The organism is Rhodobacter sp. CZR27 (assembly GCF_002407205.1).
Classification (GTDB): domain Bacteria; phylum Pseudomonadota; class Alphaproteobacteria; order Rhodobacterales; family Rhodobacteraceae; genus Cereibacter_A.
Genome location: NZ_CP023550.1, coordinates 13,889 through 40,862 on the forward strand (window position 1 = coordinate 13,889; position 26,974 = coordinate 40,862).

The following is a 26,974-nucleotide window of genomic DNA, read 5'->3' on the forward strand; positions in this document are numbered from 1 at the left end:
AGGCCGGGCGATGATCCGCCTCGGCCTTGCCGCCCTCCTGCTGCTGGCGCTGGGGCTGGCGCTGTTTGCCACCGGGATGAGCGAACGGCTGGCCGGGAAGGTCCGGCTCTGGGCCTGGCGCAACGGGTCGACGGCCTTCGGGCAGGCGGTCGAAAGCCTCGCCATCCCCGCGCGCGACGGCACCCGGCTTGCCACGGATGTCTACCTGCCCGAGGGCGAGGGGCCGCATCCCGCGATCCTGATCCGCCTGCCCTACGGCAAGCGCCAGTATCCCGAGGTGCTCGACTGGGTGCGCCTCTTCACCCCGCGGGGCTATGCGGTCGTGGCACAGGACATGCGCGGGCGCTACGCCTCCGAAGGCACCTTCGCCCCCTATCCGCACGAGCGCGAGGACGCCGTGGCGACGCTCGACTGGATCGTGGCGCAGGACTGGTCGGACGGGAAGGTGGGCACGGTCGGCTGCTCGGCGCTCGGCGAGACGCAGGTGCTCCTGGCGGCCGAGCGGCACCCGGCGCACCGGGCGATGATCCCCCTGGGCGCCGGCGGGGCGGCGGGCGCGCTCGAGGGGCGCGCGAGCTATTTCGGCGCCTTCGAGGGCGGCATCCCGGCACTCGCCTCGGGCTTCGGCTGGTTCTCGCGGGTGGGCGGCAAGACCCCCGACCGGATGGCGGGCGCGACGGGGGATCCGGCCGTCGCGCTGCGGACCCTGCCGGTCATCGACATGGTGGCCCGCGCCCGCCCCGATCCGACCGACTGGGAGGATTTCCTGCGCCGCTTCGAGGACAGGGCCTACTGGAAGGCCGCGGGCTATGTCGACGACGGCGACCGCTTCGCCACGCCCGGGCTGATGGTGGACACCTGGTACGATCCCTCGCTGGGCGGCACCTTTGCCCTGGCCCGGGCGATGCGGAAGACCGCGCCCGACCAGCACCTGATCGTGGCGCCGGGCACGCATTGCAACCACTCCGGCGCGGCGCGCAGCGGCGCGGTGGGCGACCTGCCGGTGGGGAAGGACGCCTTCCTGCCCTTCGGAAGCCTGTTCCTGCAGTTCATGGACCACTGGCTGAAGGACGGACCCGCCCCCGACCTGCCGCCCTATCTCTATTACATGCTGGTCGAGGACCGCTGGCGCGAGGCCGGGACCTGGCCGCCCGAGGGCGCCGAGCCGCGGGAGTTCCTGCTCGCCTCCGGGGGCGATGCGCGATCCGCCGCGGGGAACGGCAAGCTTCTGCCGGCCGCGGCGGCGCCGGGGGCGGACAGCTTCGTCTCGGACCCGGACGATCCGGTTCCTTCCGTCGGCGGCGCGATCTGCTGCACCGGCAACCCCGAGGATCGCGCGGGGCCGCTTTACCAGGACAGGGTCGAGGCGCGGCAGGACGTGCTGGTCTATACCTCGGCGCCGCTGGAGCGTGATCTTCGCATCGCGGGGCCGCTGTCGGCCCGGTTGCGGGTCGAGATCGACACGCCCGATGCCGACGTCGTGGCGCGGCTGTCGGACGTGGGCCCCGACGGACGCTCGCGCATGATCCAGGAGGGCGCGCTGCGCCTGCGCTACCGCGCGGGCTTCGACCAGCCGCGCCCGATGACGCCGGGCGAGATCGCCGGGGTGACGGTGGACATGGGCCATATCGCCTATCTGCTGCGCCCCGGCCACCGCCTGCGCCTGACGCTCGCCGGGTCGAGCTTCCCCCGGCTGGAGCGGAACCTGAATACCGGCGGGATGAATGCCGGGGGGACGGAAGGCCGCCCCGCCCGGATCACGGTTCACACCGGGACAGCCACCGGCCGCGGCAGCGGCACCGACAGCGGATCGGCGCTGACGCTCTTCGTCCTGACCGAGTGACGCGCCATCTCGGAGGTGACGATCGCCGCGATCTCGCGCCGGAACCGCTCGGCGCTGAAGCGCTGCGCGAGCGCCGAGATCCGCACCGGGTCGAAGCGGAAGGCCTCGCGCTCGAAGCGCAGCACCGCCTCGCGGATGTCCTCGATGCCCTGCTTCTCGAAGAACAGGCCCGACACACCGTCGGTCACGCTGTCGAGGATGCCGCCGCGGCCATAGGCGATCACCGGCGTGCCGCAGGACATCGCCTCGACCGGGACGATGCCGAAATCCTCCTCGCCGGGGAAGATCAGCGCCCTGGCCGAACCGTAGAGCCTGGGCAGGTCCCCGGTCGGCACCCGGCCGAGCATCGTCACGTTGGGCGGCAGGTTCCGCGCGAGGCTGTCGGCCTCCTCGCCCTCGCCCACCACCAGAAGCTGCTGGTCGAGACCGCGGAAGGCCTCGATCACCAGGTCGGGCCGCTTGTAATGCACGAGCTGCGAGACGAAGAGATAGGGCCCGCGCTTCGTCCCGGCCGGCGGCAGGCGGAAGGTCTCCAGATCGACCGGCGGGTTCACCACGTCCGAGTCGCGGTGGTAGTAGCGCTGCACCCGCTCGGCCACGAAATGCGAATTGGCGATGAAGCGGTCCACCCGCGAGGCCGAGGACACGTCCCAGATCCGCAAGCGGTGGGCCAGCCGCGAGAAATAGGCCCGCTTCAGCCAGGAGAGACGGCCGCGATAGGTGGGATAGTGATCCCAAAGGTAGCGCATCGGCGTGTGGATGTAGCAGATGTGCGGCACATGCGGCGGCACGATCACGCCCTTGGCCGGGCCGCTTTCCGACGAGATCACCAGGTCGAACTCCGACAGGTCGATCTCTTCCAGCGCCCGCGGCATCAGCGCGAGGTATTTCTGGTAGTGCCGGCGCGCGAAGGGCAGCCTGCTGATGAAGGTCTCGTGCAGCGGCCGGTCGAGGATCAGCGGCGAGAGCTTCGCGCGGTCGGCGACATGGGTGAAGATCTCGGCCTGCGGAAACAGGCGCAGCAGTTCCTCGATCACGTGCTCGCCGCCCCGCATCGACACAAGCCAGTAATGGATGATGGCAACGCGCTGTTCGCGGATCCGGTCATCAAGCATAATCATACCTGTACATCTCGCGGGCTGCGGTATGGCCCTTGCGGACCTGCGTCAGGATGGTGCCGATCACCGGCACGTCGGCGCCCTGCAGGCGCTCGTAGGCGTCCTCCACCAGCGTCCGCGGGGTCTTGCCGCTGCGGACCACCAGAAGCGTGCTGTCGGCATGGCGCGAGACCACCAGCGCATCGGCGATGTCGAGAACGGGGGGCGCGTCGATCAGCACCACGTCGTAGCGCAGCCGCAGGCGGTTGATCAGCTCTCCCAGGCGGGGCGAGGACAGAAGGTCGGCGCTGTTGGACACCGACCGCAGCGGCGCGAGCACCGTCAGCCCCGAGGGCAGCTCGGCCGGCTGGAGCTGGGCGAGGTCGATCCCGCCCGCCAGATAGTCCGCCACGCAGCCGCGCTGCGACGTGAGGTCGAACACCTTGCGCGTGATCGACCGGCGCAGGTCGAGGTCGATCATGATCGCGCTGGTGGAGACCCGCGTCAGCGCGACGGCCAGCGCGGCGCAGGTGCTGGACTTGCCCTCGCCCTGCAGCGCCGAGGTCATCATCAGCACCTTCGGGCGGCCGAGGCTGCGCACGTCGAACAGCTGGGCCCGCAGCGCGCTGATCGCCTCCATGTAGGGCGAGCGGTCGGTGAGGGTGAGTTCCTTCGAGAGCCAGCCCGGGTTGCGCCGGCGCCGCGGCTCGTAGGGAATGAGGCCCATGACCGGGCTTGCGGTGATGCGGCGCAGGTCGTCGCTGGCATGGATGCGCCGGCTCAGCGCCTCGATCAGGAAGGCGAGCGCCGTGCCGAAGGACAGGCCGAACACGCCCGCGACCGCCAGCAGCAGCTTCTTGCGCGGCGCCGTCGGCCGGTCGGGCGGCGTGGCCTCGGTGACGATGCGGGCATCGGGGCGCTGGAAGTCCGACTGGGCGTTGGTCTCGGTCAGGCGCGACAGGAAGTTCTCGTAGACCATCCGCGTGGCCGAGGCCTGCCGCTCGAGCTGGTTCAGCTTCACCGCGGCGGCCGAGAGCTTCACCAGCCGCTTCTCGATCTGGCGGATCTGGTCCTGCAGCGCCTGCTCGCGCTGGGTGGCCACGTCCACGTCGCTCTTCATGTTCTCGATGATGCGGCGCACCTCGGCCTCGGTCCGCCGGTCGAGGTCCTGCAGCCGCGCGTTCAGCCGGATCATCTCGGGATGGCGCCGGCCCAGCCGGTCGGCGTTCGAGGCCTGTTCGCGCGCAATCTCGATGCGCTCGCGCTGGAGCGTCTCGAGCAGCGGCGACGAGACGACATGCGCGACCGAGGTAAGGCCCGCCTGCTCCAGCCGCTTGGTCACGATCTCGTAGCGCACCGTCGCGTCCGAGCGTTCCGAGGCGGTGGTCACCAGGCGCTGGTTCAGGTCGACGAGAAAGCGCTCGGTCGTCTCCTGGTTGGCGCCGTTCTCGTCGGCGGTGCGCGCCCGCAGGTCGAGGATCGCCTGGTCGGCCGCCTCGACCGCGGTGGACAGCTCTCCCAGCCGCTTCTGCAGCCAGGCCGTCGCGCGGAGCGTGGAGTTCCGCTTGGTCTCGACCTGGTCGGCGATGTATTCCTTGGCCAGCGTATTGGCCACCAGCGAGGCGAGCTTCGGGTCGCTGGCCTTGAAGGCGATGCCGATGGCATAGGAGATGCCGACCTGCGTCACGGTCAGCCGCGCGGCGATCCGCAGGATGGTGATCCGCCGCTTTTCCGCCTCGGGGATCGTCTCGCCGCCTTCCAGCGCGAATTCCGGATGCGAGGTCAGCCCGAGCCGGTCCACCACCTTGCCGATCAGCGTGTTCGACTTCAGCGAGACGATCTCGCCCGCGATCACCGGGTTGGTGACGTCGAGGTCCGAGACCACCTGCTTCACGTCCGTCACCCGTTCCTGGCGGGTATCGAGGATCACCTGGGCATAGGCGGTATAGGTGGGCTCCATCCGGCTGATGGCCGCGAACATGCCGGCCACCGCGATGGCGCCCGAGGCGAGGATCTGCCACTTGCGCCGGCGGAGCACCTCGACGGCGAAGCCGAGATCGACCGCCTCGACCACGGCCATCCTCTGCCGGGCGTCCTTGTCCTCGGCCAGCGGCGGACGGGCGGCGGCCTCCGGGATGGTCTGCTTCATTGTGTGCCCTCCTCGGCACCTTCCGGCGGGCGCAGCGACACCACCAGCTGATCGCCGGGCAGAAGCTCCGTCTGGCCGGACACGCCGAGGCTGACCAGCCTGGCCTCGGTCCGGCGCCGGACCTCGTAGTCGATACGGAATTCGTTGCGCGTGTTGGTGGCCGCCGTCATCCACTGGCTGATCAGGCCCAGCCGCTCGGTCACCGACTGGAATTCGGTGATCTTCTTGTCGATCTCGGCCTTCAGCATCTGCGCTTGGGTCAGCAATTCATCGCCGCGGCCGGTCTCGAGCCGCGAGATCTCGCGCCGGTGCTCGCCCAGATTGCGCCGCGCCACCGACTGCTGCTCCTGGATCTGCAGAAGCTGCCCCTCGCCCGCCTTCGCCGCCCGCTCGAGCTGCGAGAGCGCCGAACTGGTCACCAGCCCGCCCTGTGCCAGCTCGCGCTTGCGCGCCAGATCCTGCCGGTCGTATTCCAGCGCATCGGCCTGCACACGCTCGCGGTCCGACAGCAGGCGGAGCTGCTCCTCGACCTCGACGAGGGCATTGGCCAGAAGCGAGCGCTGCACGCCGAAATTGGCGCGCTCGAGCGACATGATCTTGTCCTCGTTCGGCTTCAGCTCGTCGAAATCCTCGCGCCGGATGATGCTGCGCAACTCCTGCGGGACGAGGCCCCACTGGATCGCCTCCTGGTTCTTGAGCTGCGCCTCGATGCGCGCCGACTGGGCGGCCAGCCGGGCGAGATCGGTCTTCACGAGGTCGAGCTGCTGCGAGAGGTTGCGCTTCTCGAGGATGCGCGCCTCCTCGTTGTCGTAGGAGAGCATCGCGCCCCCGGCGAGGCCCAGGGCCTGTTCGGCGGTCAGGAAGGGATGGAAGTCGTAATAGCCGGGCTGGCGCACGTCGCCCAGCACGAAGACCGGGCGGAAGGCCGCGACCGACAGGGCCAAGGTCGGGTTGACGTAGATCTCGCTCGAGACATAGGCGTCATGCAGGCGGTCGCGCGCCTGCTCGATCGAAAGATCCGCGATCTTGAAACCGCCGATCAGCGGAAGCTGGATCGCCCCGTCGCTGCCGACGGTATATTTCTGCGAGGCCTCGTCATCGTCCAGGATATCAAGTTCGATCTGATCGCCAATATTGATCAGATAATCATCCTGGCTGGAGGCAGGCACTCTGTCGGGCAGGGCAGCCAGGAAGATGCACAGGAAAAGACGCATCATGACTTGCACCGTAATGGCCCTTCACATCGATAATATTCAGATCATAAATTTCTCGAATCGTCGGGACCCGATGGGTCACCTGCAGGATAGCAGGGAAGCCCCAAGGGAGAACTTATCTATAGGAAGTAATGCAGTCGCAAAGGCGCAGAGGGGCCTCATCCTTCCCCTTACCTTCCGATTTCCTTTCGACTATGCAATGCCCTGAAGCCCGGGACCATCTTCCTGGCGGCAGAAATATGATCTGGAACGGCAATCTTCCCTGGATTGATCGGGGCCGTTGTATTTCCCGCGCCATTTGCAGCCACCGATCCGGACAGAGGCAGCGGATTCCGGTTTCCCCTCCCGCCCCGAAAGCGGCAGGCTGAAACCCACCCGATGCATCTTTGGCGAATTTGCCGCCAAAAATTTTCAACCTGAAAGAAATAGGCTACATCCTTCAGAAAGGGCCCCCACGACCGGAAGGAGAGGACCTCTGCCGCACCGCATTTCCCCTCTGGCCAGTTCCGCCTGAAGAACGCGGTCAGGCGGCTGCGAGGCTGTTCAAGCCGCTCCTGCCGCAGCAGCCAGAACGAGGGTGATGAAGGCGGCAGGAAGTGCCCCGGACGGGCGGGGATCTTGCGGCCGCAGCCGCAGAGGACAGCGACGAGCGCCGATGGTGGACTTCAGGGGCCAGGCGTCCGAGGGGAGCCATCGCCGCGCGGAAGGCGTGAGGGCCGGCCTTCGGTCTTCATGGGGCCTCATGCCGGAAGGGGGACACCGCACGAGCGGTCGGAGCGCCCTTGCCCCGAAGGACCGGGTCCCTTCGGGCGCCGCCCTACCCCGCGAGGGACAGCCCGCCGTAGCGGCTGACCTCGGTTTCGACCACGGCGATCAGGCTGTCCAGCGCCGGGTTCCTCGCCTTGCGGGCGCGGCGCACGACATAGGCCAGCGCGGGCGGTGCCGGGAGGCGCTGGCGGATGATCTCCATGTCCGGGCGCAGGTGGCGGTCGCTCAGGAGGGCGACCCCCAGTCCCGCGCTGACCGCCGCCACGATGCCCGCGGCGCTCGAGCATTCGAAGACCGTCTCGAGCTGCGCGCCGCCGTCCTGGCCGATGTCCAGCGCCCAGCGGCGATAGAAGCAGTCGTCGTCGAAGGACAGGAACGGGATCGACCCTTCGGGCGGAAGCGTCAGGTCGGGCGATTTCACCCAATGCAGCGCCTCGCGGAACAGGACGAGATCGGCCGGGCGCACCTCGTGCGCGAAGACCTGAAGGATCGCGGCGTCAAGCTCGCCCCGGTCGAGCAGGGCGCGCAGCACGAGGCTCATGCGCACCCGCGTGCGGACGGCGACCTGCGGGTGAAGGCGGCGGAACCGGCCGAGGATGCGCGACAGGTCGGAACAGGTGGTGTCCTCGGTCAGGCCGAGAAGGATGCGGCCCGCCAGATCGGTCCGGGTCAGGCCGAGCAGCGCCTCGTCATGCAGGGCGAGGATCCGGCCGGCATAGTCCAGAAGGTCCTCGCCCGCGGCCGTGAACATCGGCGCGCCGGGCCGCCGGCTCAGCAGGTCGCAATCGAGGCCGGTCTCCAGCCGCTTGATCCTGTGGCTCACCGCCGACTGCGTCAGCCCGAGCGCCGAGGCCGCGCGGGTGATCCCACCGTGCTGCCGGATCGCGCACAAGGCCCGCAGGGCATCGATGTCAAGGCGGCGGCCCGTGAGGTCTGTCATGTCCCATTCCGAGGATGGCCCGGGGAACAATGCGATCATGGCCATCCTCGGGCAAGGATGAAATACCTTTGCGGCTGCAGCTTCATGCCGTCATCGAAATTTGTCATGTGCGCCCTTTCGCCTGGCGATCTATGCCGGAGCGGCAGACATCGCGTATCGGACCCCTGATGACCGACCTTTCCCCGTCGCCGGCAACGCCCGCCCGGCACCGGTTGCTCTGGCCGGTCATGGCCACGATGCTGATCATCGGCTGGAGTTCCGGCTTCGTCGGCATCCGCTTCGCCAACGAGGAAGCGAGCGTCTTCCTGCTGCTGTTCTGGCGGACGCTGCTGTCGGGGCTGATCCTGCTGCCCTTCGCGCTGGCCTTCGGGCCAGGCCTGCGGCTGCGGCCGGTGCTGTCGCAGATGGGCTTCGGGGTGATGGCGGTCTTCCTCTACCTCGGCGGCTTCGCGCTGGCGATCGAGCAGCGCGTGCCCACCGGGCTGGTCGCGCTGATCTCCGACCTGCTGCCGCTGGCCATTGCGGCGCTGTCCCAGCCCGTGCTTGGCGAAAGGCTGAGCCGGCGGCAATGGCTGGGCACGGCGATCGCGGTGGGCGGCGTGCTGATCGTCAGCTTCGACAGCCTCGGCCTGGGGACCGCGCCGCTCTGGGCCTACGGGCTGACGGTCGGCTCGATGCTGGTCTTCGCGCTGGCCTCGGTGCTGCACAAGGGGCGCAGGTCGCTGCACATGCCGCTCCACCAGAGCCTCTGCATCCACACGCTCACCGGGGCCGCGCTCTTCGGCCTCTGCGCGCTGGCCGCGGGCGACGGGCTCAGGCCGCCCATGACGCAGGAGTTCGCCATCGGCATGGCCTGGCTGGTTCTGGTCGCGACCTTCGCCACCTATTCCGTCTATTACACCAGCCTGCGCCTGTTCCCGGTCGCCAAGGTCAGCGCCGCCATCTACCTCAGTCCGCCGGTCACCATGCTCTGGGCCTGGGCGCTGTTCGGCGAGCCCCTGACCCCCGCCATGTTCGCGGGCCTGGCGGTGACGCTGGCCGGGGTCTGGCTGACCTCGAGAGGGTGACCGATCCGGAATGCACGCCCGGGTGCCGCGGGGATGCCCGCCGGCGGGCGGCACGTCCGGCGATCCGGCCCTGTCGGCGCCGGGCGGGTGACGGCCCCGGGGATGGTTCCAGTCTCCTGTTGCATCCCGTCCCGGTCGCAAATAGGCCTTGCCCATGTTGTCCGAGACCCGTTCATCCCCGGATTGGAACCGCCGGGCCGGCCGCGATCCGGCCCTGCCATGACCGCATCTCCGCGTGCCTCGGTGGTGATGACCGTGTTCCGCGACTTCCGCTTCTTCGACGAGGCGGTGGCGAGCGTGCTGGCGCAGGATTTCCCCGAGCTGGAACTGATCATCGTCGATGACGGCAACGACCGGGACGACCTGTTCGCGGCGGTGGCGGCCCGCGATCCGCGCATCCGCATCCTGCACTGCCCCCGCAACATCGGCACTGCCGCCGCCGCCAACCTCGGCATCGCCGCGGCGCGGTCCGGGCTGATCGTGCGCCTCGATGCCGACGATGCCGCCGAACCGGAGCGCGTCGGGCGGCTGGTGGCCGAATTCGAGCGCGATCCCGGCCTGGGACTGCTCGGCAGCGCGGTGCAGATCGTCGACGAGGAGCAGCGGCGCGGCCCGGTGGTGCGGATGCCCGAAACCGATCTCGAGATCCGCTGGACGATCCTGTTCCACAATCCGTTCTACCATTCGGCCGCTGCCTTCCGGCGCGAGTTGTTCGAGGCGGTGGGCGGCTACCGCGAGGAGGAGCTGGTCTCGCAGGACCACTATCTCTGGTTCTCGCTGCTGCCGCTCTGCCGCGCCGGGAACCTGCCCGAGCCGCTGACCCGCTACCGCATCAACCGCCAGGGCCTGACGGTGCGGAACAACACCCGGCCCCGCAACCGCACCCATGCGATCCGCGAGGCGCTCTGGGCCGACCTCGGCCTCGTCTACGACCTGCATGACGACACGCTGGCCGGCGCGGTAAGCGCCTTCCTGCGCGGGCAGAAGGTCCGGCCGGAGATGCTGGCCCCGGCGTGGGAGGTGGTGGAGCGGATGCTCGCGGTGTTCCTCGCCTCGCCGCGGGCACGGGCGGATGCGGCGGCCATCGAGGACGGCCGGCGGCTCGAGGCAAGGCTGCGGGCACAGCGGGCGGCGGCAGCTTGACCGCGGCCGGGGCCATGCTGCTGCGCCGGTCGACGGACGGCTTCGCGCCGGCCGCGGATGCGGCGGCGGTGCCGATCGCGCCGCAGGATCTGGGCTTCCTGATCTGCGTCGAGGACAATGTGCTCGGGGCGCAGGCCATCCTGCTGTGCGAAAGCCTGCGCCGCTACGGCGGGCGCTACCGCTCCTGTCCGGTCTGGGCCATCTCGCCCCGGCCCGGCCGGGCCCCGGCGCCGGACGTGGTGGCGGCGCTCCGGGCGCTGGGGGTCACCTGCATCGTCCAGGATCTGAACACCACCGGCAGCGACTATGGCACCGTCAACCGCATCGTGGCCGCCGCCTGGGCCGAGAGCCGCATCGGCCGGCCCTATCTCTGCGTGCTCGACACCGACATGGTCTTCCTCGGCGGCCCGGACTTCCTCGAGGCGGATGCCGGGGTGCGGCCGGTAGACGTGAAGGGCACCACCAGCACGGGCCCGGGCGACGAGATGGAGCCCTACTGGGAAGCGATCTGCGGCCTGGCCGGTCTTCTGCCCGACCATCTGCCGATGCTGGAAACCGCCGTCTGCCGGACGCGGGTGCGCGCCTCCTACAACGGCGGCTTTCTGGTCGCGCGCACCCGGCTCGGGATCCTGGAAGCCACGCGGCGGATCTTCCTCGACTCGTTCCGGCAGGGCCTGCAGACGCGGCCCGGCCAGACCGTCGGCATCTATGCCTCCACCGGCGACACCGGCCCCGAGGCGGCCCGCTGGTGGGGGTCGAGCCAGGCGGCGATGTCGGCGGCGATCGCCGCGCGCAGCGCCGCGATCCGCGTCTACGGCCCCGGCTACAACATCCCGCTGCATCTCGGCGCGCAGGACGGCCGTCCGCCCTTCGCGACGGGAACCCCGGTTCTGGCGCATTACCACTTCCTTGCCACCGAAAGGCACCGGGCGGGCCTGCTGCGGGCGCTGGACTGCATCGGCTGCCCGCCACCGGTGCGGGACTGGATCGGCGCGCGCTGCGCAACGCTTGACTGGAGCGACTTCGTCTGCGGAGGCTGACCGCCCTGCCCGGTCTGTGGCGGGACACGCCATCGAGACCGCAAGGCGACATCCGGACTCGCGAGGCGTCGTCCTGGCCGGATCGACTTCCGCCGCAGGATCAGCCACTTCGCCGTCCTTCAGGCCCGGCTCTTCAACCGAATGTCAGGACTCCCAGCGCCGCGAGGACGGGAACTCCCAGCCAGAACATCTGGACCTGCACCATTCGCTCGCCCAGGTCCGGCCGCAGGCGGCCGAGCACGTAAGGCACGGTGATCCCCGGCACCAGCGCGCTCACGACCAGCGCGCCGGTGATGCCGAACAGCAGGTTGGCCACCGGCAGCAAGGTGCAGAGCGCCACGGCGCGCGTCGCCGCAACCAAGGCCGTGGCCCGGCTGTCGCCCAGGTTCAGCAGCAGGCTGTTCAGGGTGTCGAAGCGCAGCGTCAGGAAGGCAAGGGCCATGATCTGCAGATAGGCTCCGGCCGGCGCGTAATGGTCGGTGTAGAGAAGGTCGATCAGCCTCTGTCCTTCGAGGAACAGGAACAGGAAGGCGCTGACGCACAGGACATCCGTGAAGATCTGGTACTTCCGGAACACCCGCCGCAGGTCATGGGGGCGGGTCCGGATCACATGGCTGACCGCGGGAAAGCCGATGCGATCCCCGAGAATGCGGATGAGGGACGTTCCCGCCTCCAGCCAGACAAGGGCGATGACGTAGAGGCCGAAATCGCTTGCCCCGAGCAGGGCGCCGAGGATGAGCTTGTCGCCGTTGAGCCCGAGGAACGTGAACATCGACGAGACGATGATCCACTTCCCGAAGGTCCAGAGCCGCCCGGCAATCTCGGTGTTCCATGCAAGGCGCATCGAGGGGCCGCTGAAGAACAGGTGCGTGGCCAGGCAGAAGAGCAGGTTCGACGTCAGCATGCCGGCCATCAGGGCCCAGACCGTCGGGCTGAACAGCGCGAAGCAGATCATCGCCAGGATGCTCGCGGCCTGACATCCGATCGTCGTCAGGGTGACGATGCGGAAGTCCATCCGTCGCCCGGCCAGATCCCGCGACGTGGATTCCAGCCCGGCAAGAAGCGGCGAGAGGGCGGTCAGGGCAATGAGCCCCGCCAGTCTCGGGTCCTCATAGACCGTACCCGGAGGAGCAAACGCCGGACCCAGCTTCCACAGGACGGCCGCCACGATCAGGACGCCGCCCGAGATCACCAGGCCGCGCAGGATCTTGACCGTCCAGGCCACCCGCAGGAACTCCGGCCGGTCGCCATCCGGCTCGCGGGTGACGCTGGGTCCGATCCCGATGTCGGTGAAGAGTGCGAGGGCGACCATCACCATCACGGCCATGCCCAGCAGACCGAAGGCCTCCGGCATCAGAAGCCGGGTCATGATCAGGTTGCTGGCCAGGCGGAGCGCATAGGTCGCGCCGGTCTGCGCAATGGTCCAGCCTGCGACGTTCACGGCCTTCCGGCTGAGGGACTCCCGGTCGGACAGGCGCAAGCGCTCCGACAGGCTCTTCCGGTCTTGAAACTGCAGGGCCGACAGGCGCACGGGACGTTCCTACTTGTACTCGATCAGCCCTGCGGGCCGCCTCGCCAGCCGGCGCGAGAGATATTCCAGAACGCCCAGGGCTTCCGCAAACTTGCCCAGCGTCAGCAGGGTCGCGCGCTCCCAGGCGGGGCGGCTGCCCCCGTCACGCCACGCGAGGCGCGCGATCTGGACAGGGTAGAGTGTCACCAGCAGCAACCACAAGGGCGAGAAGGCAAGGGACAGCGCCAGGATTGCCAGCGGCAGCGCCATTCCCCAGAGAAGGGCCCGGACCAAGCCCGCAACCCCATGCCATTCCGGGGGCGATCCATGCAGGGCGGCGCCCTCCGCGAAGGCATGCCCCGAGCGACGGGCCCGCTTCCAGAACTGGCCAAAGCGGGTCATCGCGGCATCGTGGAGAGCCATGTCGATGTCGAGTCGCCAGATCTCCCAGCCTCTCGATCTGAGCCGGACGCACATCTCGGGTTCCTCTCCGGCAATGAGCCGCGGATTGAACCCGCCAACATCCGAGAAGGCCTGGGTTCTTATCAGTGCAATGCCTCCACAACTCTTCGAAGGACCTGCCGGAGTGTTCCACTCGCTGTCGCAGAGGCGATTATAGATCGAGGCTTCGGGATGACGCTCACGCAGCCGACCGAACGCGATGGCAGCGGTGGAATTTTGCACCAAGAACTCATGCGCCAACCTTATCCAGCGGGCATCAAGCTCACAATCGCCGTCAATGAACTGAATGAACGCGGTTTCTTCGCACCCTGCCATAGCGATACTTGCACCCACGTTCCGCGCTCGGGCGGCGGTAAAGGGGGTGGACATGTCCAAATTCACCACCTCGGCACCTGCCTTTTGTGCGGCGCTGATGGATCCGTCGGTCGAACCGGAGTCTACATAAATCACCCGAGCGACACCGGCTTTGCGCAAGGACGCAAGACACCGCACAAGTCTTTCACCTTCGTTCCGTCCGATGGCGACGGCAACGACCGGGATGAGCGTGGACGACATCAATATCTCTTCCGCATCCGTATCATCTGCACGGGAACCCCACACACGACGGCACCCGCCGGAACATCGTCGCCGATGGCCTGTGCCACGAGAATCATGCCGCCGAAATGCTCCAGCCGAACCCGGCGACCGACCCGACAGGTATAGGGCAGCATGATGCCGCAGAACCACTGGCAGCCGAGGAATCCGAACCGGTAGGCCAGGCTCAGCGGGGCCCGCAGGAGCTTTGGCCGCACGCCCATCCGCCAGTTTCCGAAGCGGTGCCAGAACAGCGCCCAGAACCCTTGCGAAAGCAATCCGCCTTCCTGGGTCGTGCAATCCTCCGCGACGAGCCTCCAGAAGCCAATTCCCTGTGGATTGCAGTTCGCTGTTCCGGGATTGGGCAGGAAGGATGCTGCAACCGCGTCCGGGACATGCCCTGACCGGGCGGACGGTCCGACATCACTCATGCAGCGCTTCCTCAAGCCCGAGGATCGGCCGCACGGCGAGACCCCAGAAGTCGGCGAAGAATCCCAGCGGTGCGTGCGGCTGCTGACCGCGCGCCTTCGACATCACCTGGTTGAAGGCCGCACCCGCGACCCAGCCGGCGGCAGCCAGTGCCGCCCCGGCCCGACCGTGGTTCTTCATCCAGTAATGGTGCCAGGATCGGTACCAGTAGGCCGGGCGCCGTCGCCGTTCCCTTGTTCCGCTGCGGACCCCCGTGGCTGCACCCTCGGCATGGATCACCCGTGCCGCCGGGACATAGCGGACTTCGCCCCCCCTGCGTGTGAGTTGCAGCATCAGATCCACCTCTTCGTAGTACAGGAAGTAGACCGGATCGAAGAAGCCCACCGCCCGGAACGCCTCGAAACGGGCAAGGAGCGCCGCTCCCGACACCCATCCCACAGGACCCTCCGGCAGGTTCGAGGCGAGAGGCATCAGCCTGCTGGACGCAAGGCGCCCGATCGGCCCGAAATTTGCGGCCTGTGCGAATTCGGCGATGACGGATGGAAAGCGGAAGGCCGCGGTCACCGGCGTTCCATCCGGCTTGGAGATGCCGGCTCCTGCGACCGCAACATCCGGCCGGCGATCCAGGACGTCCGCCAGTATGGCCAGAGCCTCGTTCTCCAGCCGCGCGTCGGGATTCAGCAGCATCACGTAGCGCGGAGGCTCCGCAAGGCGGCTCAGCGCCTGAAGGACGAGGTTGTTGCCCCTGCCGAAACCATGATTTTCCTTCTCCAGCCAGAGCGTGACCCGCGCGCCCCAGTCCCGTCGGGCGTGAGCCTCGATGAAGCGCGCCGCATCTCCGTCCGGCGAGGCATTGTCCACCAGATGCACCTCGACCCGACGGCCGCCATGGCCGCGGTCCAGCACGCTCTGCACCGCGGCGATCGCCAGTTCCGCCGTGCCATAGTTGACGATGATCACCGCGACATCGGACGATCGATCAAGCTTCGACTTCATTCGACACCATGCAAGACAAAGGGAACGGCGGGACCCTGCGGCCGCCACCGCTCCCGCCGATCGGCGGTGACCCTACGGGTTTGGTCCAGGTTTGACTAGATTCCCGCGCCACTCTCATGAAGAGATGCAAGGCCCGACAAGTCGGAATGTCATGCCGAATCTCTTTGCCTATCTTGCCTTGCTCGCATGGCCTCTGGTCGTCTTCGTGATGTTCAGACGCCTCTCCCTGCCCACGGCACTCGTCTGGTCGATCCTTGGCGGCTACCTGTTCCTGCCGTCCCTGCCCGTCTTCGACCTGCCGGCCCTTCCGGCGGTCGACAAGACACTGATCCCGAGCCTGTCGGCTGCCGTGATGTGCCTTGCGGTCTCGCGCCGGGAACGCCTGCTGCAGCGCACAGGACAGCGACGCAAGGCGGACAGGCGCGACCGGCAGCCCGCTCCCCTGGGCTATACGGGGGATGGCGGCAGGCTCCCCCCGCGGCTCCGCCCAGCAAGGCGATCCGTCCCGCAGGAACAGGCCGCCCCTCGCCAAGCCGAGGAGGGGATGGACCAGCCGGGCGGACAAGGGATCATCAACCTCCTGATTGCGGCAGCCCTCGTCACCCCGTTCCTCACGGCCCTGACCAATCCGGAGCCTGTCCTTGCGGGTGGGCGGCTGATACCCTCCATCCGGCTCTACGACGCCGTCTCGATGGTCAGCGGCGTCCTGGTGACCCTGCTCCCGTTCCTGCTTGCAAGGCGTTATCTTTCCACCCCGGCGGCCCGGGAAAAGCTGCTGCGTGCCTTTGTCGCGGGAGGACTGGCCTATTCCGCCCTCATCCTGATCGAGGTCCGGCTCAGCCCGCAGCTCAACACCTGGATCTACGGCTACTTCCCGCACTCCTTCCTCCAGCACATCCGGGCCGGTGGCTTCCGGCCGATCGTGTTCCTGCCGCACGGGCTCTGGGTCGGGATCTTCATGGCGATGACGGTCCTTGCGGCACTGACGCTCTCGAGGCTTGCCGGGACGAGCCGGGAACGCAGAAGGTGGTTGCTGACCGCGCTCTGGCTGGTCATCGTGCTGGTCCTGTCGAAGACCTTGGGAGCCCTCGCTATCACCCTGCTTCTTGCTCCGGTCGCCCTTCTGCTTGGCCCGCGCAAACAGATGATGGTGGCAGCCGCGTTGGGTGCCGTGCTGCTTCTCTACCCCATGCTGCGCGGCGCCGGCTGGATCCCGGTGCAGCAGATCTCCGGCTGGGCCGCAGCGATCGATGCGGAAAGGGCGCAGTCGCTGAACTTCCGTCTGCAGAACGAGGACATGCTGCTCGAGAGGGCCAATCTGAAACCCGTGTTCGGCTGGGGCGGCTGGGGACGCTCTCGTGTCTATGACCCTGCCACAGGAGAGGATCTCAGCGTCACGGATGGCGCCTGGATCATTGTCGCAGGAACCACGGGATGGGCGGGCTACCTGGCGCTGTTCGGTCTGCTGGTCATTCCCGCCCTGCGACAGGCAATCGGCCGCAACCGTGGTCACGCCACATTCGCCGCATCAGGCGCAGCCATGATGCTCGCGGCCAATTATGTCGACCTTCTCCCGAATGCCACGTTGACGCCGATTACCTGGATGCTGGCAGGAGCATTGGCGGGCGGATATGCAAGCGCCCGCCAACCACACCAGGCTGAAATCCAGGGACTGCCTGGCAGAACTCGAACATCTGGCTTTTGATTTCAGGGGAAGAAAACTGGCCGATCCGTCCGTTCACCCTGGACCCAAGCATAAATCTGCGAGATCTGGCTGGCCTTCTTTTCCCACGTGAAGTGTTCCGCAACACACAATCGTGCTGCCGCACCCTTGACGCCAAGGGAGGACGAGTCCTTGGCAAGTTCATTCAGAACATCACGCAATTCACGAACGATTTCGTGTCTTTTTCCCAAGGAAACCTTGTATCCAGTGGCACTCGATACCAGCTCCGCCGGTCCGGCGTAGTCTACGATCAAGGGAGGCAGGCCCACTGCCATCGCTTCCAGCACCGCGCCGCCCCCGAACTCCCTGATGGATGGGAAGACAAACAGGTCACACTGACTTAAAACGTCCTGCACCTGTGCATGTTCCAGCCAACCATGAAACCTGACACCTGCCCCAACGGCCTCCCGTTCTGCCAGCATCTTGAGATCCTTTAAAGCAGGACCATCTCCAACAATATCTATGGTGATTTGCCCCGTCCGCAGAAGCCCTGCGGTGGCTTCAATGACCATGTCTGCTCCCTTGTAGGGAACAATACGTCCGACGAAGCAGGCTCTCAGAGATCTCCCTCCAGAACCAGGGCTTGCCTTTCGGGAAAAACGACTTGGGTCTATTGCATTTTCCGGAATATAGATGCACTTCTCGCGATATCGAGCAGGAACCTCTTGCTCCGTATATCGTGAGCCTACGATGATTGCAGACGCCGCTGCCAGAGTAGAGTTCCTGCCGGGAAGAATCTTGTAGACGCCGCGCACATAAGAAAGCCATTCGCGCTCAAGTCGTCTTTCCTTGTCGAACCCTTTTGGCCAAGGCACCCCTCCGTTTAGCGGCCCCATAACAAATGGTACGCCTGCCTTGCGGCATTTTCCCGCGATCGGACTCGACGCAGTGGGACTGAGGGGAGTGACGCGATGAACCATATCAAATTCGCCTCCCTGAATGCGGTGCCCGAACTCTTTCCACAGAAGTCGCTCGAACCAGAGATAAGACACCAGGGAAATCGCCTGCTTGGTTGTCCACCCGCCCTTACCGCGGGTCAAAGCCTCAGACAGCCGATACAGTGGTCGCGCAATAATTTCGGAATCTATTGCCGTAAAATCCTTTCCTTCAATCAACCCAGCGCGCAATATGGCATCGCGATTTCTGATCTGCGTAACGAGATGGACATCTGCAACTTTACGCAGGGCAGCCACAAGCGACCAGCCTACCAGCGGCACACTAACCCATTCCGGATTTGCCGCTTCTGCAACAACCAGGACACGCGGACGAAGTTTTACCATAATGTCATTCCTCCATGCCATCAAGGCCATACCAATTCAAGGAAATTCAATTCATAAATACGCAAGCCGGCCTTGATAAAACAAAGAAGATCCGCCTTATTCAGCAACCGAAAATCGAAGAGTCGACGCGAGCGGTGACTGTGAAACTCTTGGACTTCCTGGACGCAGCCCTGCCGGCAGAGGATTGCCCGTCGCCGTTGCCCGGACGAGATCGGAGAGCCAGGCCGTTTCGGTGTCGATGTCGAAGTCTGCGCGCACCGTTGCGGCCCCCGCTTCACCCATGCGGGCCCGCAGGTCAGGGTTGCCGAACAGGGTCTCCATGCGCGCGGCCAGGGTTTCCACGTCTCCGGGCGGGATCACGAAGCCCGACACGCCATCCTTGACGAGTTCCGACACTCCCGCCACCTGCGATGCAATCACCGGCAGGCCCGAGGCCATCGCCTCCATGAGCACCACCGGCACGCCCTCGGCGAAGCTGGGCAGGACCAGCATGTCAGCCGAAGCCATCGCGTCGCGCACTTCCGTCTGGCTGCGGAACCCCAGGAAGCGCACGACCTTGCCAAGGCCAAGATCGGCCACCCTCTGCTCCATCAGCGGGCGGAGGTCGCCATCGCCGATGAGCACCAGTTCAGCCTCGGGACGCATGGCATGGACGCGCGCCATGGCCTCGATCAGCACCAGCCCCCCCTTCATCCTGGAAAGCCGCGCGACGAAGAGCGCCCTGCCCGCAGGCGCGCGCGCAGGGCCGGGTGGATCGGTCCTGCCTGCATAGAAATCCGGGCGCACGCCGCAATGCACGATGCGCAGCCGGTCCCATGTCCCGGGCGGTGAAAAGATCATGCATTGCGATCGGCAGAAATGGCTGATGCAGGCGACGAAGGCCGCATGTTCGATCTTCAGCCCGAGACTGTTGCCCTCGGGGTCGAACAATTCGTCCGGACCATGCACGGTAAAACTGTAGGAGGGCCCGCCCATGGCACGGACCATCATCGCAACGGCCGCCGTATTGGTCGTGAAATGGGCATGGACATGCGCCACCGGAGTCCGGCGCAGCCGACGGCGCAGGGCCACCGCCTCCAGAAGATAGGCAGCATGGCGCACGAAATGGCCGGCAAAGGGTCCGCCCCTTGCCGCGAGAAGCTTCCGCCACAGACCCAGGGCGCGAAGCAGCCCGCGCGGATGGAACAGCACCTCGACAATCAGTCCGCCGAACAGCCTCGCGGCTCCGTCGTCCAGCAGATAGTCGGTGCGTTCCGCTTCGGCGATGTCCCGCGGATCCACGAGCGCTCCTTCCCAGCGCCGGAAGGCAAAGCGCGGGATCTCGATCCCCGCGCGCTCCAGTCCCTCGATCTCCCGCCCGATGAAGGTGCTGCTCACCTGGGGATAGGAGTTCATCAGATAGGCGACCTTCATGGTTCGATCACTTGCCTTTCACCGCCGGACGAGCCTTCCCCCGCTGCCTGGAACATGCAGCCGATGGTCGCAGCCCGGTCGGACCATTGCCGAAACCCGGCTGCCGCACCACGGACAATTGGTCGCGGAAACCTCCGGCGCTCCACCCCGTCGCTTGTCGCCTGTTCTTTCCGCAGAGTAGGTTCCAGACCGAGGCGGCAGGCAGGAGCAAACACGATGGCGCAATCCCGGACGGGGTCTGGAGAGCCGTTCGGCGGCGGACCCGGTCCTGGAAGGCTTGCCGGGATGCCTGCGATGAGCGTGATCATCCCGGCCGCCAACGAGGAAGGCCACATCGTCTCCTGTCTCGAGGCGATACTTGCCCAGGAGGGGGTGGCGCCCGGCTCCCTGGAGGTGGTGGTCGCGGCCAACGGCTGCTCGGACGCGACGGTGCCACGCGCCCGCATGCTGGCAGGCAGGCTTGCCGAGCGCGGCTGGCGGCTGAAGGTCCTCGATATCCCGGAAGGTGGCAAGGCCGGGGCGCTCAACCGGGGGGATGCGGCCGCGCTTGGGGCAGCACGGGCCTATCTGGATGCGGATGTGAGGATTGGTGCCGGCTTGCTGGCGCTGACCCTGGCCGCCCTGGATCGTCCGGAGCCGACCTATGTCACGGGGCGGCTGCATGTGGCGCGGGCGCGCAGCTGGGCTTCGCGACGCTATGGGGACCTGTGGATACACCTGCCGTTCATGCGCCCCGGAACGGCTCCGGGAGCCGGGTTCTTCGCGGTCAATGCCGCCGGGCGGGCGCGCTGGGGCGACTTTCCCGCGATCATCGCCGATGACTCCTATGTGCGCTGGCTCTTTTCCCCGGCCGAGCGGATCGAGGTCGGGGCGGGCTATGACTGGCCCCTGGTCGAGGGCTTTCCCGCCCTGGTCCGCGTGCGCCGGAGACAGGATGCAGGAGGGCGCCAGCTGCGCCGGCTTTATCCGGATCTCGAAGCCAACGAGGGCAAGCCGCCGGTCCGGGCGATGGACCATCTCCGGCTCTTCGCCACCCGGCCGGTCAGCTATCTGGTCTATGGCGCGGTTTCGGTCGCGGTGCGGCTTGGCGGGCGCGACAGCGATGTCTGGAGCCGCGGTGGACGCTGAGTCAGCGGTGACGGCACGGCTGCCTGTCCTGAGGCAGGAGACATTGCCGGGCGGACAGCAGGACGGTGCCCGAACCGTTTCGCATGTCCGGCGCGCGGTCTATGCTGGCCGCATCACGAATGGCAATCGACGATCATGACCAAGCATATCCGCTTTCACGAAGCCCGGGCCGCGGACAAGGGAGGGATCCGCGTCACGACCCCCGGCCGGACCGAACTGCTTTCGGATCTCGAGAGCCGGTTCCGGGACGGGCACGGCTTCTCGGTGGCGACGCTCAATCTGGACCATGTGGTGAAGATGGGCCGGGATTCCGTCTTTCGGGCGGCCTACGGCGTCCAGAGCCATGTGGTGGCCGATGGCAATCCCATCGTCTGGCTGTCGCGGCTCGCGGGGCGCCCGGTGGAACTGGTCCCGGGCTCGGAACTCATCGAACCGCTGGTGGCGCTGGCGGGACGACTGTCCGTGCCGGTGGCCCTTGTCGGCTCCACACGGGAAGTGCTCGATCTGGCAGCCCGACGGCTTGAGGCCCGCCATCCCGGGTTGAGGATCGTGGCCCGGTTCGCTCCCAGGATGGGGTTCGATCCCGCCGGCCCGGAGGCCGACGCGCTGTTCGACAATCTCGCCGCGTCGGAGGCCCGGCTGGTCCTGCTCGCTCTTGGCGCCCCGAAGCAGGAGGTCCTGGCGGCACGGGGGGCGGCGCGGCTTCCGGCTGCGGGCTTCGTCTCGATCGGAGCGGGACTGGATTTCATCGCTGGCGCCCAGGTCCGTGCCCCGGTCTGGGTGCGGCGGATCGCGATGGAATGGGCATGGCGCATGCTGTCCGATCCGCGCCGGTTGGCGGGGCGCTATGCCGCCTGCCTGGCCGTGTTGCCGGGGCTGACGGTCGCCGCCCTCCGGGAGCGCCTGACCCGGAAGGCGGACGAGGATGCAGCCCCTCGGTGATGCCGGCCGTCAGACCAGCAGGTCCAGGTCGCCGAGATCGAGCCCCCTGAAGACGAGAATGTCGGTGCCGTTCGACAGGACCAGAGTCCCGGCGCCGTTGAGGCGGGCCGCATCGGCAAGGCTTCGCCCGTCCGGCAGGAAGTCCGACAGCTCCAGAACATCGACACTGGTGAAGTCCGCCACCACATCCCGTCCGCAACCGGCGGAGAAGACGAAGGTGTCACGGCCGGCTCCGCCCTCAAGATAATCGTTCTCCGTGCCCCCGATCAGCCGGTCGGCGCCGTTGCCGCCCAGAAGCCGGTCACGCCCGCCGTCGCCATGGAGCAGGTCATTGCCGCCCCCGCCGCTGAGATAGTCGTTCCCCTCCGCGCCATGAACCATGTCGGCAAAGCCGCGCCCCAGGAAATGGTCGGCATGGCCGGTGGCCGTGATCTCGCCGGCATGGGTGGCAACCGACCCGAGGAGAAGCGCCGTCGAGAGCGCATCGGGGCCGAGCAGCGCGCCCGCCCGCTCGGCGCGGTTCTCCTGGAGCGACCAGTAGGACGCCCCGACGGAGAGATCGCCGAACGACGCCTCGGTTCCGGCGACGTAGAAGACGTAGCTGCCGCTGCTGTCGGAGGCCGCCAGGCCAAGTTGCTGGCCGAGCGCCGAGGACAGTCCGATCCCGTTGATGACGATCCCCGTTTCCGAGACGGCGTGAACGCCCTCCCCCTCGGCGTCCGCACGGACACCGGGCACCACGAGTTCCAGCGGGCCGGCAGGCGGGCGCGGCTGCGAGGCCTCGAGCAGTTCCTCGAGCGTCATCCGGCCATCGTCGAAGGAGAACAGCTCGATCCCGGCGATGACCTTCGCGCCGTCCGGGCCGGTCAGCCTGTAGGCCCCGTCTTCGGCCACGAGACGATAATCCGCCATGGATCCGCCCAGCACCGCACGGTCGGTGCCATCGCCTCCGTCGAGGACATCTTCCCCCGTGCCGGCCGTCAGCGTGTCGTCGCCCTCGCCGCCGGTCAGGGTGTCGTCGCCGCTGCCGCCCAGCACCTGGTCGTTGCCGGCATCGCCATGCAGCAGGTCGTTGCCGGCGCCGCCTCCCAGAAAATCGCTGCCGGCGCCGCCATGGACGGTGTCCGCCCATTCGCGCCCGAGGAAAGTGTCGCCATAGGCGGTTGCCGTGATCTCGCGCGCATGGGTGACGACCGAGGCGAGGCGAAGCGCCGTCTCGAGCGCGCTCTCCCCGAGGAGCGGGCCGCCCTGATCGGCGCGGTTGTCCTGCAGGGACCAGTAGGAGGCGGTGACCGCCTGATCGCCGAACATGGCCTGGGCGCCCCGGGTATTCACCACATAGCTGCCGCTGGCATCGGCTGCCGTGAGGCCGAGTTCGCGGCCGAGGGTCGACCAGACGTTGACCCCGCCGATGATGACCCCGGTCTGCGAGACGATCCGGACGTTGTCGAGGTCCTCCGCATCCAGGCAGGCACCCCGCGATCGCACGTTGGCGGGATCCGGCAGCGGCACGTCAAGGTCGCGGTCCTCGGGCGGAAGGCCGGCCAGCAGATCCTCGATCGTCACCTGCCCGTCGTCGAAGGTGAAGGATTCGATATGGATGACGAATTTCGACCCGTCCGGGCCGGTCAGCCGGTATCCCGCGCCTTCGACGGCAAGGCGATAGTCCGCCCGGTTGCCGGAGAGCACCAGGCGATCCGTTCCCTCCCCGCCGTTCAGACCGTCGTCGCCGGTGCCGGCGATCAGGATGTCGTCGCCGGCGCCGCCGATCAGGTAGTCGATCCGGTCCGTGCCGGTCAGCAGATCGGCCCCGGCCGTCCCTTCGAGGATGACCCCCTGCTGGTAATGCGCGCCGCCCTCCGCATCCTCCCACCAGGGCAGCGAGTTGCGGTTCAGCATCTCGAGCAGCGCCGCCCGGGGATTTTCGTCCCCGAGGCTGTTGTAGAGGCCCCAGGATCCCCACCGGGAGCTCGCCCCGACGTCGCCGAACTGCATGAACGGGCCGTCGCCGACCTCGGCCCAGACCTGCCAGAGTTCGTTGTAGAGCATGGCCATCTCGTCGCTGCGCACGAACTCGGCCATGAAGGTGGTGAGGACTGCCAGTTCGGCTTCGGTCAGGCCCTGCACCGCAAAGGAGTGGTGGACATGCTGGCCGCCCTCATAGGCCACGAGGTCGAGACCGTACCGATGCGCCAGATCCGCCTGCGCCTGCAGGTAGTCGCCGATCTGGGGGATGGAGTAAGGATGCTCAGGATCCATCAGCCGTTCCGCAAGCCAGGCCGCGGCATCCCCGTCCGGATCCTGGATCCGGGCAAGGAGTTCGGCCCGAAGCGTTGCATTGGAGGTCTCCGCTCCGCCGAAGTAGGTCGTCACGGCAAGCTGGTCGAAGACGGTGGTCGGGTCGACCCAGGCATCGGGCTCCATCGACCTCCAGCGGCCCCCGCTCAGGAGTTGCTGGGTCAGCCAGGTGTTCACCGTCTGGGTGGCAAGGACATTCTCCAGCCGGGCGTCGGCCTCGCTGCCGAAGACCTCCTGCCAGATCAGCGCGGTCTCGACCGCCTTCTTCACGTGATAGCCCGGGGCATCCCCTACACCCCATTCGGCCAGTGCCTGCGCTGCGAGCCAGTGGGGCTGCTGGAAGGACCAGTTCCAGACTTCGTTCGAATATTCCACATGAGCGGTCAGCCCGGGATCGAGATGGTCCCGGACATAGGTGGCATAGGCGCGGATATAGGCCGCGTCCGCGCCATGCGGGATGCAGAACCAGGGATCGGCCCCGGTCTCGTTCGCCAGGGCGACCATGTATTCGACGGGTACGCCCTGCTCTTCGGCCGGCCAGAAACCTTCCGCCTCCAGAAGCGGCATGTCGCCCGCGGTCACGGTCGAGTTGTTGGTCGCCCCCCAGTCCATGAAGCGCAGGACCCGGGCATCGTCGATCAGCGCGAGCCAGTCGGGGTTGAAGATGGCGCCGGCCTCGTGCAGGGCCTGATCCTCCTCGGCCACGATCGAGATGTCACGGATGTAGTCGCCCGTTCCGTTCGGATCGGTTGACGTGATGTCCATGGTGAGGCTGCGACCACCCATGTTCTCGAACACGATGCGTCCGGGTTCCGAGCTGATGATCCGTGCATCCAGACCCGGATTGATGGTGCCTTCGCCCTCGTAGGTCAGGACATAGACGCCCTTGCGATCGGCAACAGCATCTGGATTGCTGCCCCAATCCCAGATCGTTCCGACCCTTGTCACACCCTCGGGAATCTTCTTCACCCAACCGTTCTCGTCGAGGAACCCGCCCTCCTGCAGTTCGGCGGCGGACATTCCTCCCCACTTGTTCGGCAGATGCCCGATCCATGTGCGGGCTGTGTCCATCAGGTCGATGAAGGGCATGTTGGTTCCCCAGTCGCTCACTCCGCTCGGGTTGAATGCCAGAGTCGGGTTCGCGAGCCCGCCTGCCGGGGCAGGCGCTGAGGTTTCGGCGAGAACTTCCGAGGTAACCATGAGCAGGCCTCCCAACACCACAGCCATCATGCAAGCCAGAGGAACATCGTTGATTCGATTCATATATCGACACATGTCAACAATCTCCCAAACGGTGTCAGCGGCGCGCCCCAATCATGGAATTTTCGCGCCGTCTCGCCTAACTTGATTTTATCCTCGTCATAAAAATAAATGCAGAATGCAACCACTACACAGCCTCGCCAGATCTATTTCTGGCCAAGCCAAGTAGACCACCGTGCCGCTTCTTCGCGGTAGTACACCCGCTCATCCTCAGACATCAGATCGTCTTGATAGTCCGGCCTGAACAACACGGAAGTGGTTAATACAGCGCGTGAAAGCCGAGGTTTCAGTCGCCATGGCCTGCATGATTTCATAGGATTCCGCCCGTAACCCTGCAATTTTGGTCCGCCGCATGAAGCACCGTCCCCGTCCGCCCGAGCAGAATGACCTCTTCCGGCCGCGCCTCGTCGACATGATCGACCTGCGCCACGAGCTGGTCACGCTGGCGGGGCTGATCGACTGGGAGTTCTTCGAGCGCGAATGGGCGGGCTTCTTCCCGTCCAGCACCGGACGGCCGGCGACCTCGCCGCGGCTGGTCGCGGGGCTGCTCTACCTGCAGCACGCGTTCCGGCTGTCGGACGAGGCTGTGGTCGCGCGCTGGGTCGAGAACCCCTACTTTCAGCATTTCACCGGGGAGACCTTCTTTCAGCACCGCCCGCCGATCGATCCCACCTCGCTCATCCGCTGGCGGAAGCGGATCGGGGAAGAGGGAGTCGAATGGCTGCTGACGAAGACCATCGAGGCCGGGCGGAAATCGGGTGCCGTCGACGATGCCTGCCTCGACGAGGTGGCGGTCGACACGACCGTCATGGAAAAGAACATCGCGCACCCGACGGACTCCCGCCTCTACGAACGCGCGCGGGCGCAGCTGGTGGGTCTGGCCCGGGACGCCGGGATCGAGCTGCGCCAAAGCTACGCCCCCTGGCACCGCGGCTGGCGGCGCAGGTGGGGCGCTACGCCCACGCGAAGCAGTTCCGGCGCATGCGCAAGGCCTTGAGAACGCAGAAAGGCTACACCGGCCGCGTGATGCGGGACATCCGGCGGCAGCTCGACGAGATCCCCGCGGGGCCGCTGCGCGAGCGGATGCTCGACAAGCTCGTGCTGGTCTCGCGGCTGCTCCACCAGAAGCCGAAGGATCCCGGCAAGATCTATTCACTGCATGAGCCGGAGGTCGACTGCATCTCCAAGGGCAAGGCTCGGGTGCGCTACGAGTTCGGCACCAAGGTCAGCATCGCCACCACGCTGACGGGCAGCTTCGTGGTGGGCACGCGCTCGCTGCCGGGGAACCCTTGCGACGGCCACACCCTCGGCGAGGCGCTGGAGCAGGTGGCGATCCTCACCGGCCACCCGCCGAAGCGGGCTGTCGTCGATCGCGGCTACAAGGGCCACGGCGTCGAACATACCCAGGTGCTGATCAGCGGCACCCGCCGCGGCCTGACGCCCTCGCTGGCGAAGGCGCTCCGACGGCGCAGCAGCATCGAGCCCGCGATCGGCCACATGAAGACCGATGGCCGCCTCGCCCGCTGCTACCTGAAAGGCACCCTCGGAGACGCCCTCTTCGCCGTCCTCTGCGGCTGCGGCCACAACATCCGCAAGATCCTCGCCCACCTGAGGAAGCTTCTTGCCGCCATCATCACCCTCGTCCTGACGGCGATCCGGCACGACAGATTTCAGCACCACAGCATCGCGGCCGCCTGAC

Annotated in this window: 18 protein-coding genes and 1 pseudogene; 8 read left to right on the forward strand and 11 right to left on the reverse strand. The window is 67.0% G+C overall.

The genetic code is table 11. The features are described from left to right. The first annotated feature begins 10 nt into the window (after nucleotides 1-10). On the forward strand, nucleotides 11-1,843 hold the full coding sequence (locus CK951_RS19970; protein WP_157764690.1) for a CocE/NonD family hydrolase: 1,833 nt from the start codon (nucleotides 11-13) through the stop codon (nucleotides 1,841-1,843). Here the strand turns inward: CK951_RS19970 and CK951_RS19975 are convergent. The 4 genes from CK951_RS19975 to CK951_RS19990 all read right to left on the reverse strand — a co-directional run bounded on the left by CK951_RS19975 (nucleotide 1,765) and on the right by CK951_RS19990 (nucleotide 8,011). Then, a complete protein-coding gene (locus CK951_RS19975) occupies nucleotides 1,765-2,964 on the reverse strand; it encodes a glycosyltransferase (RefSeq protein WP_232520809.1) in 1,200 nt (399 codons plus the stop codon). The two genes, CK951_RS19970 and CK951_RS19975, sit on opposite strands and share 79 nt — an antisense overlap. Continuing rightward, nucleotides 2,951-5,089 carry a polysaccharide biosynthesis tyrosine autokinase gene (locus CK951_RS19980; RefSeq protein WP_096787983.1) on the reverse strand — a complete coding sequence of 713 codons (2,139 nt, stop codon included), beginning with the start codon at nucleotides 5,087-5,089 and terminating at the stop codon, nucleotides 2,951-2,953. The genes CK951_RS19975 and CK951_RS19980 overlap by 14 nt, the downstream gene beginning before the upstream one ends. After that, nucleotides 5,086-6,306 (reverse strand): polysaccharide biosynthesis/export family protein, encoded by a 1,221-nt coding sequence (locus CK951_RS19985; protein WP_096787984.1) that lies wholly within the window; start codon nucleotides 6,304-6,306, stop codon nucleotides 5,086-5,088. The genes CK951_RS19980 and CK951_RS19985 overlap by 4 nt, the downstream gene beginning before the upstream one ends. Before the next feature lie 814 nt (nucleotides 6,307-7,120). Continuing rightward, entirely contained in the window at nucleotides 7,121-8,011 is an 891-nt protein-coding gene (locus CK951_RS19990; RefSeq protein ID WP_096788089.1) for a LysR family transcriptional regulator, read from the reverse strand. Nucleotides 8,012-8,178: 167 nt separating this feature from the next. Between CK951_RS19990 and CK951_RS19995 the strand changes: the two genes are divergently transcribed. The 3 genes from CK951_RS19995 to CK951_RS20005 all read left to right on the forward strand — a co-directional run bounded on the left by CK951_RS19995 (nucleotide 8,179) and on the right by CK951_RS20005 (nucleotide 11,261). Beyond that, nucleotides 8,179-9,078 carry a DMT family transporter gene (locus tag CK951_RS19995; protein ID WP_096787985.1) on the forward strand — a complete coding sequence of 300 codons (900 nt, stop codon included), beginning with the start codon at nucleotides 8,179-8,181 and terminating at the stop codon, nucleotides 9,076-9,078. Between the two features lie 219 nt (nucleotides 9,079-9,297). After that, entirely contained in the window at nucleotides 9,298-10,221 is a 924-nt protein-coding gene (locus CK951_RS20000) for a glycosyltransferase (RefSeq protein ID WP_157764691.1), read from the forward strand. Further along, nucleotides 10,218-11,261, forward strand: coding sequence for a hypothetical protein (locus CK951_RS20005; RefSeq protein ID WP_157764692.1), 1,044 nt, complete (start codon nucleotides 10,218-10,220; stop codon nucleotides 11,259-11,261). Before CK951_RS20000 ends, CK951_RS20005 begins: the two co-directional genes overlap by 4 nt. 133 nt (nucleotides 11,262-11,394) lie before the next feature. On the opposite strand, the gene CK951_RS20010 is transcribed toward CK951_RS20005, so the two are convergent. The 4 genes from CK951_RS20010 to CK951_RS20025 form a co-directional block, all read right to left on the reverse strand. Further along, entirely contained in the window at nucleotides 11,395-12,792 is a 1,398-nt protein-coding gene (locus CK951_RS20010) for an oligosaccharide flippase family protein (RefSeq protein WP_096787988.1), read from the reverse strand. Nucleotides 12,793-12,801: 9 nt separating this feature from the next. Then, a complete protein-coding gene (locus CK951_RS20015; RefSeq protein WP_096787989.1) occupies nucleotides 12,802-13,788 on the reverse strand; it encodes a glycosyltransferase family 2 protein in 987 nt (328 codons plus the stop codon). Continuing rightward, on the reverse strand, nucleotides 13,788-14,084 hold the full coding sequence (locus CK951_RS20020; protein WP_232520810.1) for a hypothetical protein: 297 nt from the start codon (nucleotides 14,082-14,084) through the stop codon (nucleotides 13,788-13,790). Before CK951_RS20020 ends, CK951_RS20015 begins: the two co-directional genes overlap by 1 nt. A 145-nt stretch (nucleotides 14,085-14,229) precedes the next feature. Next, a complete protein-coding gene (locus tag CK951_RS20025) occupies nucleotides 14,230-15,231 on the reverse strand; it encodes a glycosyltransferase family 2 protein (RefSeq protein ID WP_096787990.1) in 1,002 nt (333 codons plus the stop codon). A 151-nt stretch (nucleotides 15,232-15,382) separates the two neighbouring features. On the opposite strand from CK951_RS20025, the gene CK951_RS20030 reads away from it, so the two are divergent. After that, nucleotides 15,383-16,936 (forward strand): hypothetical protein, encoded by a 1,554-nt coding sequence (locus CK951_RS20030; RefSeq protein WP_096787991.1) that lies wholly within the window; start codon nucleotides 15,383-15,385, stop codon nucleotides 16,934-16,936. Nucleotides 16,937-16,938: 2 nt separating this feature from the next. Here CK951_RS20030 and CK951_RS20035 read toward each other — a convergent pair whose 3' ends face one another. Together CK951_RS20035 and CK951_RS20040 are read right to left on the reverse strand one after the other, a co-directional pair. Continuing rightward, a complete protein-coding gene (locus CK951_RS20035) occupies nucleotides 16,939-18,234 on the reverse strand; it encodes a glycosyltransferase family 4 protein (RefSeq protein WP_096787992.1) in 1,296 nt (431 codons plus the stop codon). Between the two features lie 96 nt (nucleotides 18,235-18,330). Beyond that, nucleotides 18,331-19,647 carry a glycosyltransferase gene (locus CK951_RS20040; protein WP_096787993.1) on the reverse strand — a complete coding sequence of 439 codons (1,317 nt, stop codon included), beginning with the start codon at nucleotides 19,645-19,647 and terminating at the stop codon, nucleotides 18,331-18,333. 294 nt (nucleotides 19,648-19,941) lie between these two features. Here CK951_RS20040 and CK951_RS20045 point away from each other — a divergent pair, with 294 nt between their 5' ends. Then, on the forward strand, nucleotides 19,942-20,775 hold the full coding sequence (locus CK951_RS20045; protein ID WP_332461077.1) for a glycosyltransferase family 2 protein: 834 nt from the start codon (nucleotides 19,942-19,944) through the stop codon (nucleotides 20,773-20,775). Nucleotides 20,776-20,910: 135 nt separating this feature from the next. Further along, nucleotides 20,911-21,717: a WecB/TagA/CpsF family glycosyltransferase gene (locus CK951_RS20050; protein ID WP_096787995.1), complete on the forward strand. Its 807-nt coding sequence runs from the start codon at nucleotides 20,911-20,913 to the stop codon at nucleotides 21,715-21,717. Nucleotides 21,718-21,726: 9 nt separating this feature from the next. Here the strand turns inward: CK951_RS20050 and CK951_RS21830 are convergent, their stop codons facing one another. Then, nucleotides 21,727-25,215: a calcium-binding protein gene (locus tag CK951_RS21830; RefSeq protein ID WP_232520811.1), complete on the reverse strand. Its 3,489-nt coding sequence runs from the start codon at nucleotides 25,213-25,215 to the stop codon at nucleotides 21,727-21,729. A 412-nt stretch (nucleotides 25,216-25,627) separates the two neighbouring features. Between CK951_RS21830 and CK951_RS20060 the strand changes: the two are divergent. Continuing rightward, nucleotides 25,628-26,973: pseudogene (locus tag CK951_RS20060) on the forward strand (IS5 family transposase). Nucleotide 26,974: the final 1 nt, after the last annotated feature.

What these genes read in the sequence shown, in the direction of transcription:
- CK951_RS19970 (WP_157764690.1), top strand. Translation starts at nt 11, where the DNA reads ATGATCCGCCTCGGCCTTGCCGCCCTCCTGCTGCTGGCGCTGGGGCTG.
- CK951_RS19975 (WP_232520809.1), bottom strand. Translation starts at nt 2,964, where the DNA reads ATGATTATGCTTGATGACCGGATCCGCGAACAGCGCGTTGCCATCATC.
- CK951_RS19980 (WP_096787983.1), bottom strand. Translation starts at nt 5,089, where the DNA reads ATGAAGCAGACCATCCCGGAGGCCGCCGCCCGTCCGCCGCTGGCCGAG.
- CK951_RS19985 (WP_096787984.1), bottom strand. Translation starts at nt 6,306, where the DNA reads ATGATGCGTCTTTTCCTGTGCATCTTCCTGGCTGCCCTGCCCGACAGA.
- CK951_RS19990 (WP_096788089.1), bottom strand. Translation starts at nt 8,011, where the DNA reads ATGACAGACCTCACGGGCCGCCGCCTTGACATCGATGCCCTGCGGGCC.
- CK951_RS19995 (WP_096787985.1), top strand. Translation starts at nt 8,179, where the DNA reads ATGACCGACCTTTCCCCGTCGCCGGCAACGCCCGCCCGGCACCGGTTG.
- CK951_RS20000 (WP_157764691.1), top strand. Translation starts at nt 9,298, where the DNA reads ATGACCGCATCTCCGCGTGCCTCGGTGGTGATGACCGTGTTCCGCGAC.
- CK951_RS20015 (WP_096787989.1), bottom strand. Translation starts at nt 13,788, where the DNA reads ATGTCGTCCACGCTCATCCCGGTCGTTGCCGTCGCCATCGGACGGAAC.
- CK951_RS20025 (WP_096787990.1), bottom strand. Translation starts at nt 15,231, where the DNA reads ATGAAGTCGAAGCTTGATCGATCGTCCGATGTCGCGGTGATCATCGTC.
- CK951_RS20030 (WP_096787991.1), top strand. Translation starts at nt 15,383, where the DNA reads ATGCCGAATCTCTTTGCCTATCTTGCCTTGCTCGCATGGCCTCTGGTC.
- CK951_RS20035 (WP_096787992.1), bottom strand. Translation starts at nt 18,234, where the DNA reads ATGGTAAAACTTCGTCCGCGTGTCCTGGTTGTTGCAGAAGCGGCAAAT.
- CK951_RS20040 (WP_096787993.1), bottom strand. Translation starts at nt 19,647, where the DNA reads ATGAAGGTCGCCTATCTGATGAACTCCTATCCCCAGGTGAGCAGCACC.
- CK951_RS20045 (WP_332461077.1), top strand. Translation starts at nt 19,942, where the DNA reads ATGAGCGTGATCATCCCGGCCGCCAACGAGGAAGGCCACATCGTCTCC.
- CK951_RS20050 (WP_096787995.1), top strand. Translation starts at nt 20,911, where the DNA reads ATGACCAAGCATATCCGCTTTCACGAAGCCCGGGCCGCGGACAAGGGA.
- CK951_RS21830 (WP_232520811.1), bottom strand. Translation starts at nt 25,215, where the DNA reads ATGGTTACCTCGGAAGTTCTCGCCGAAACCTCAGCGCCTGCCCCGGCA.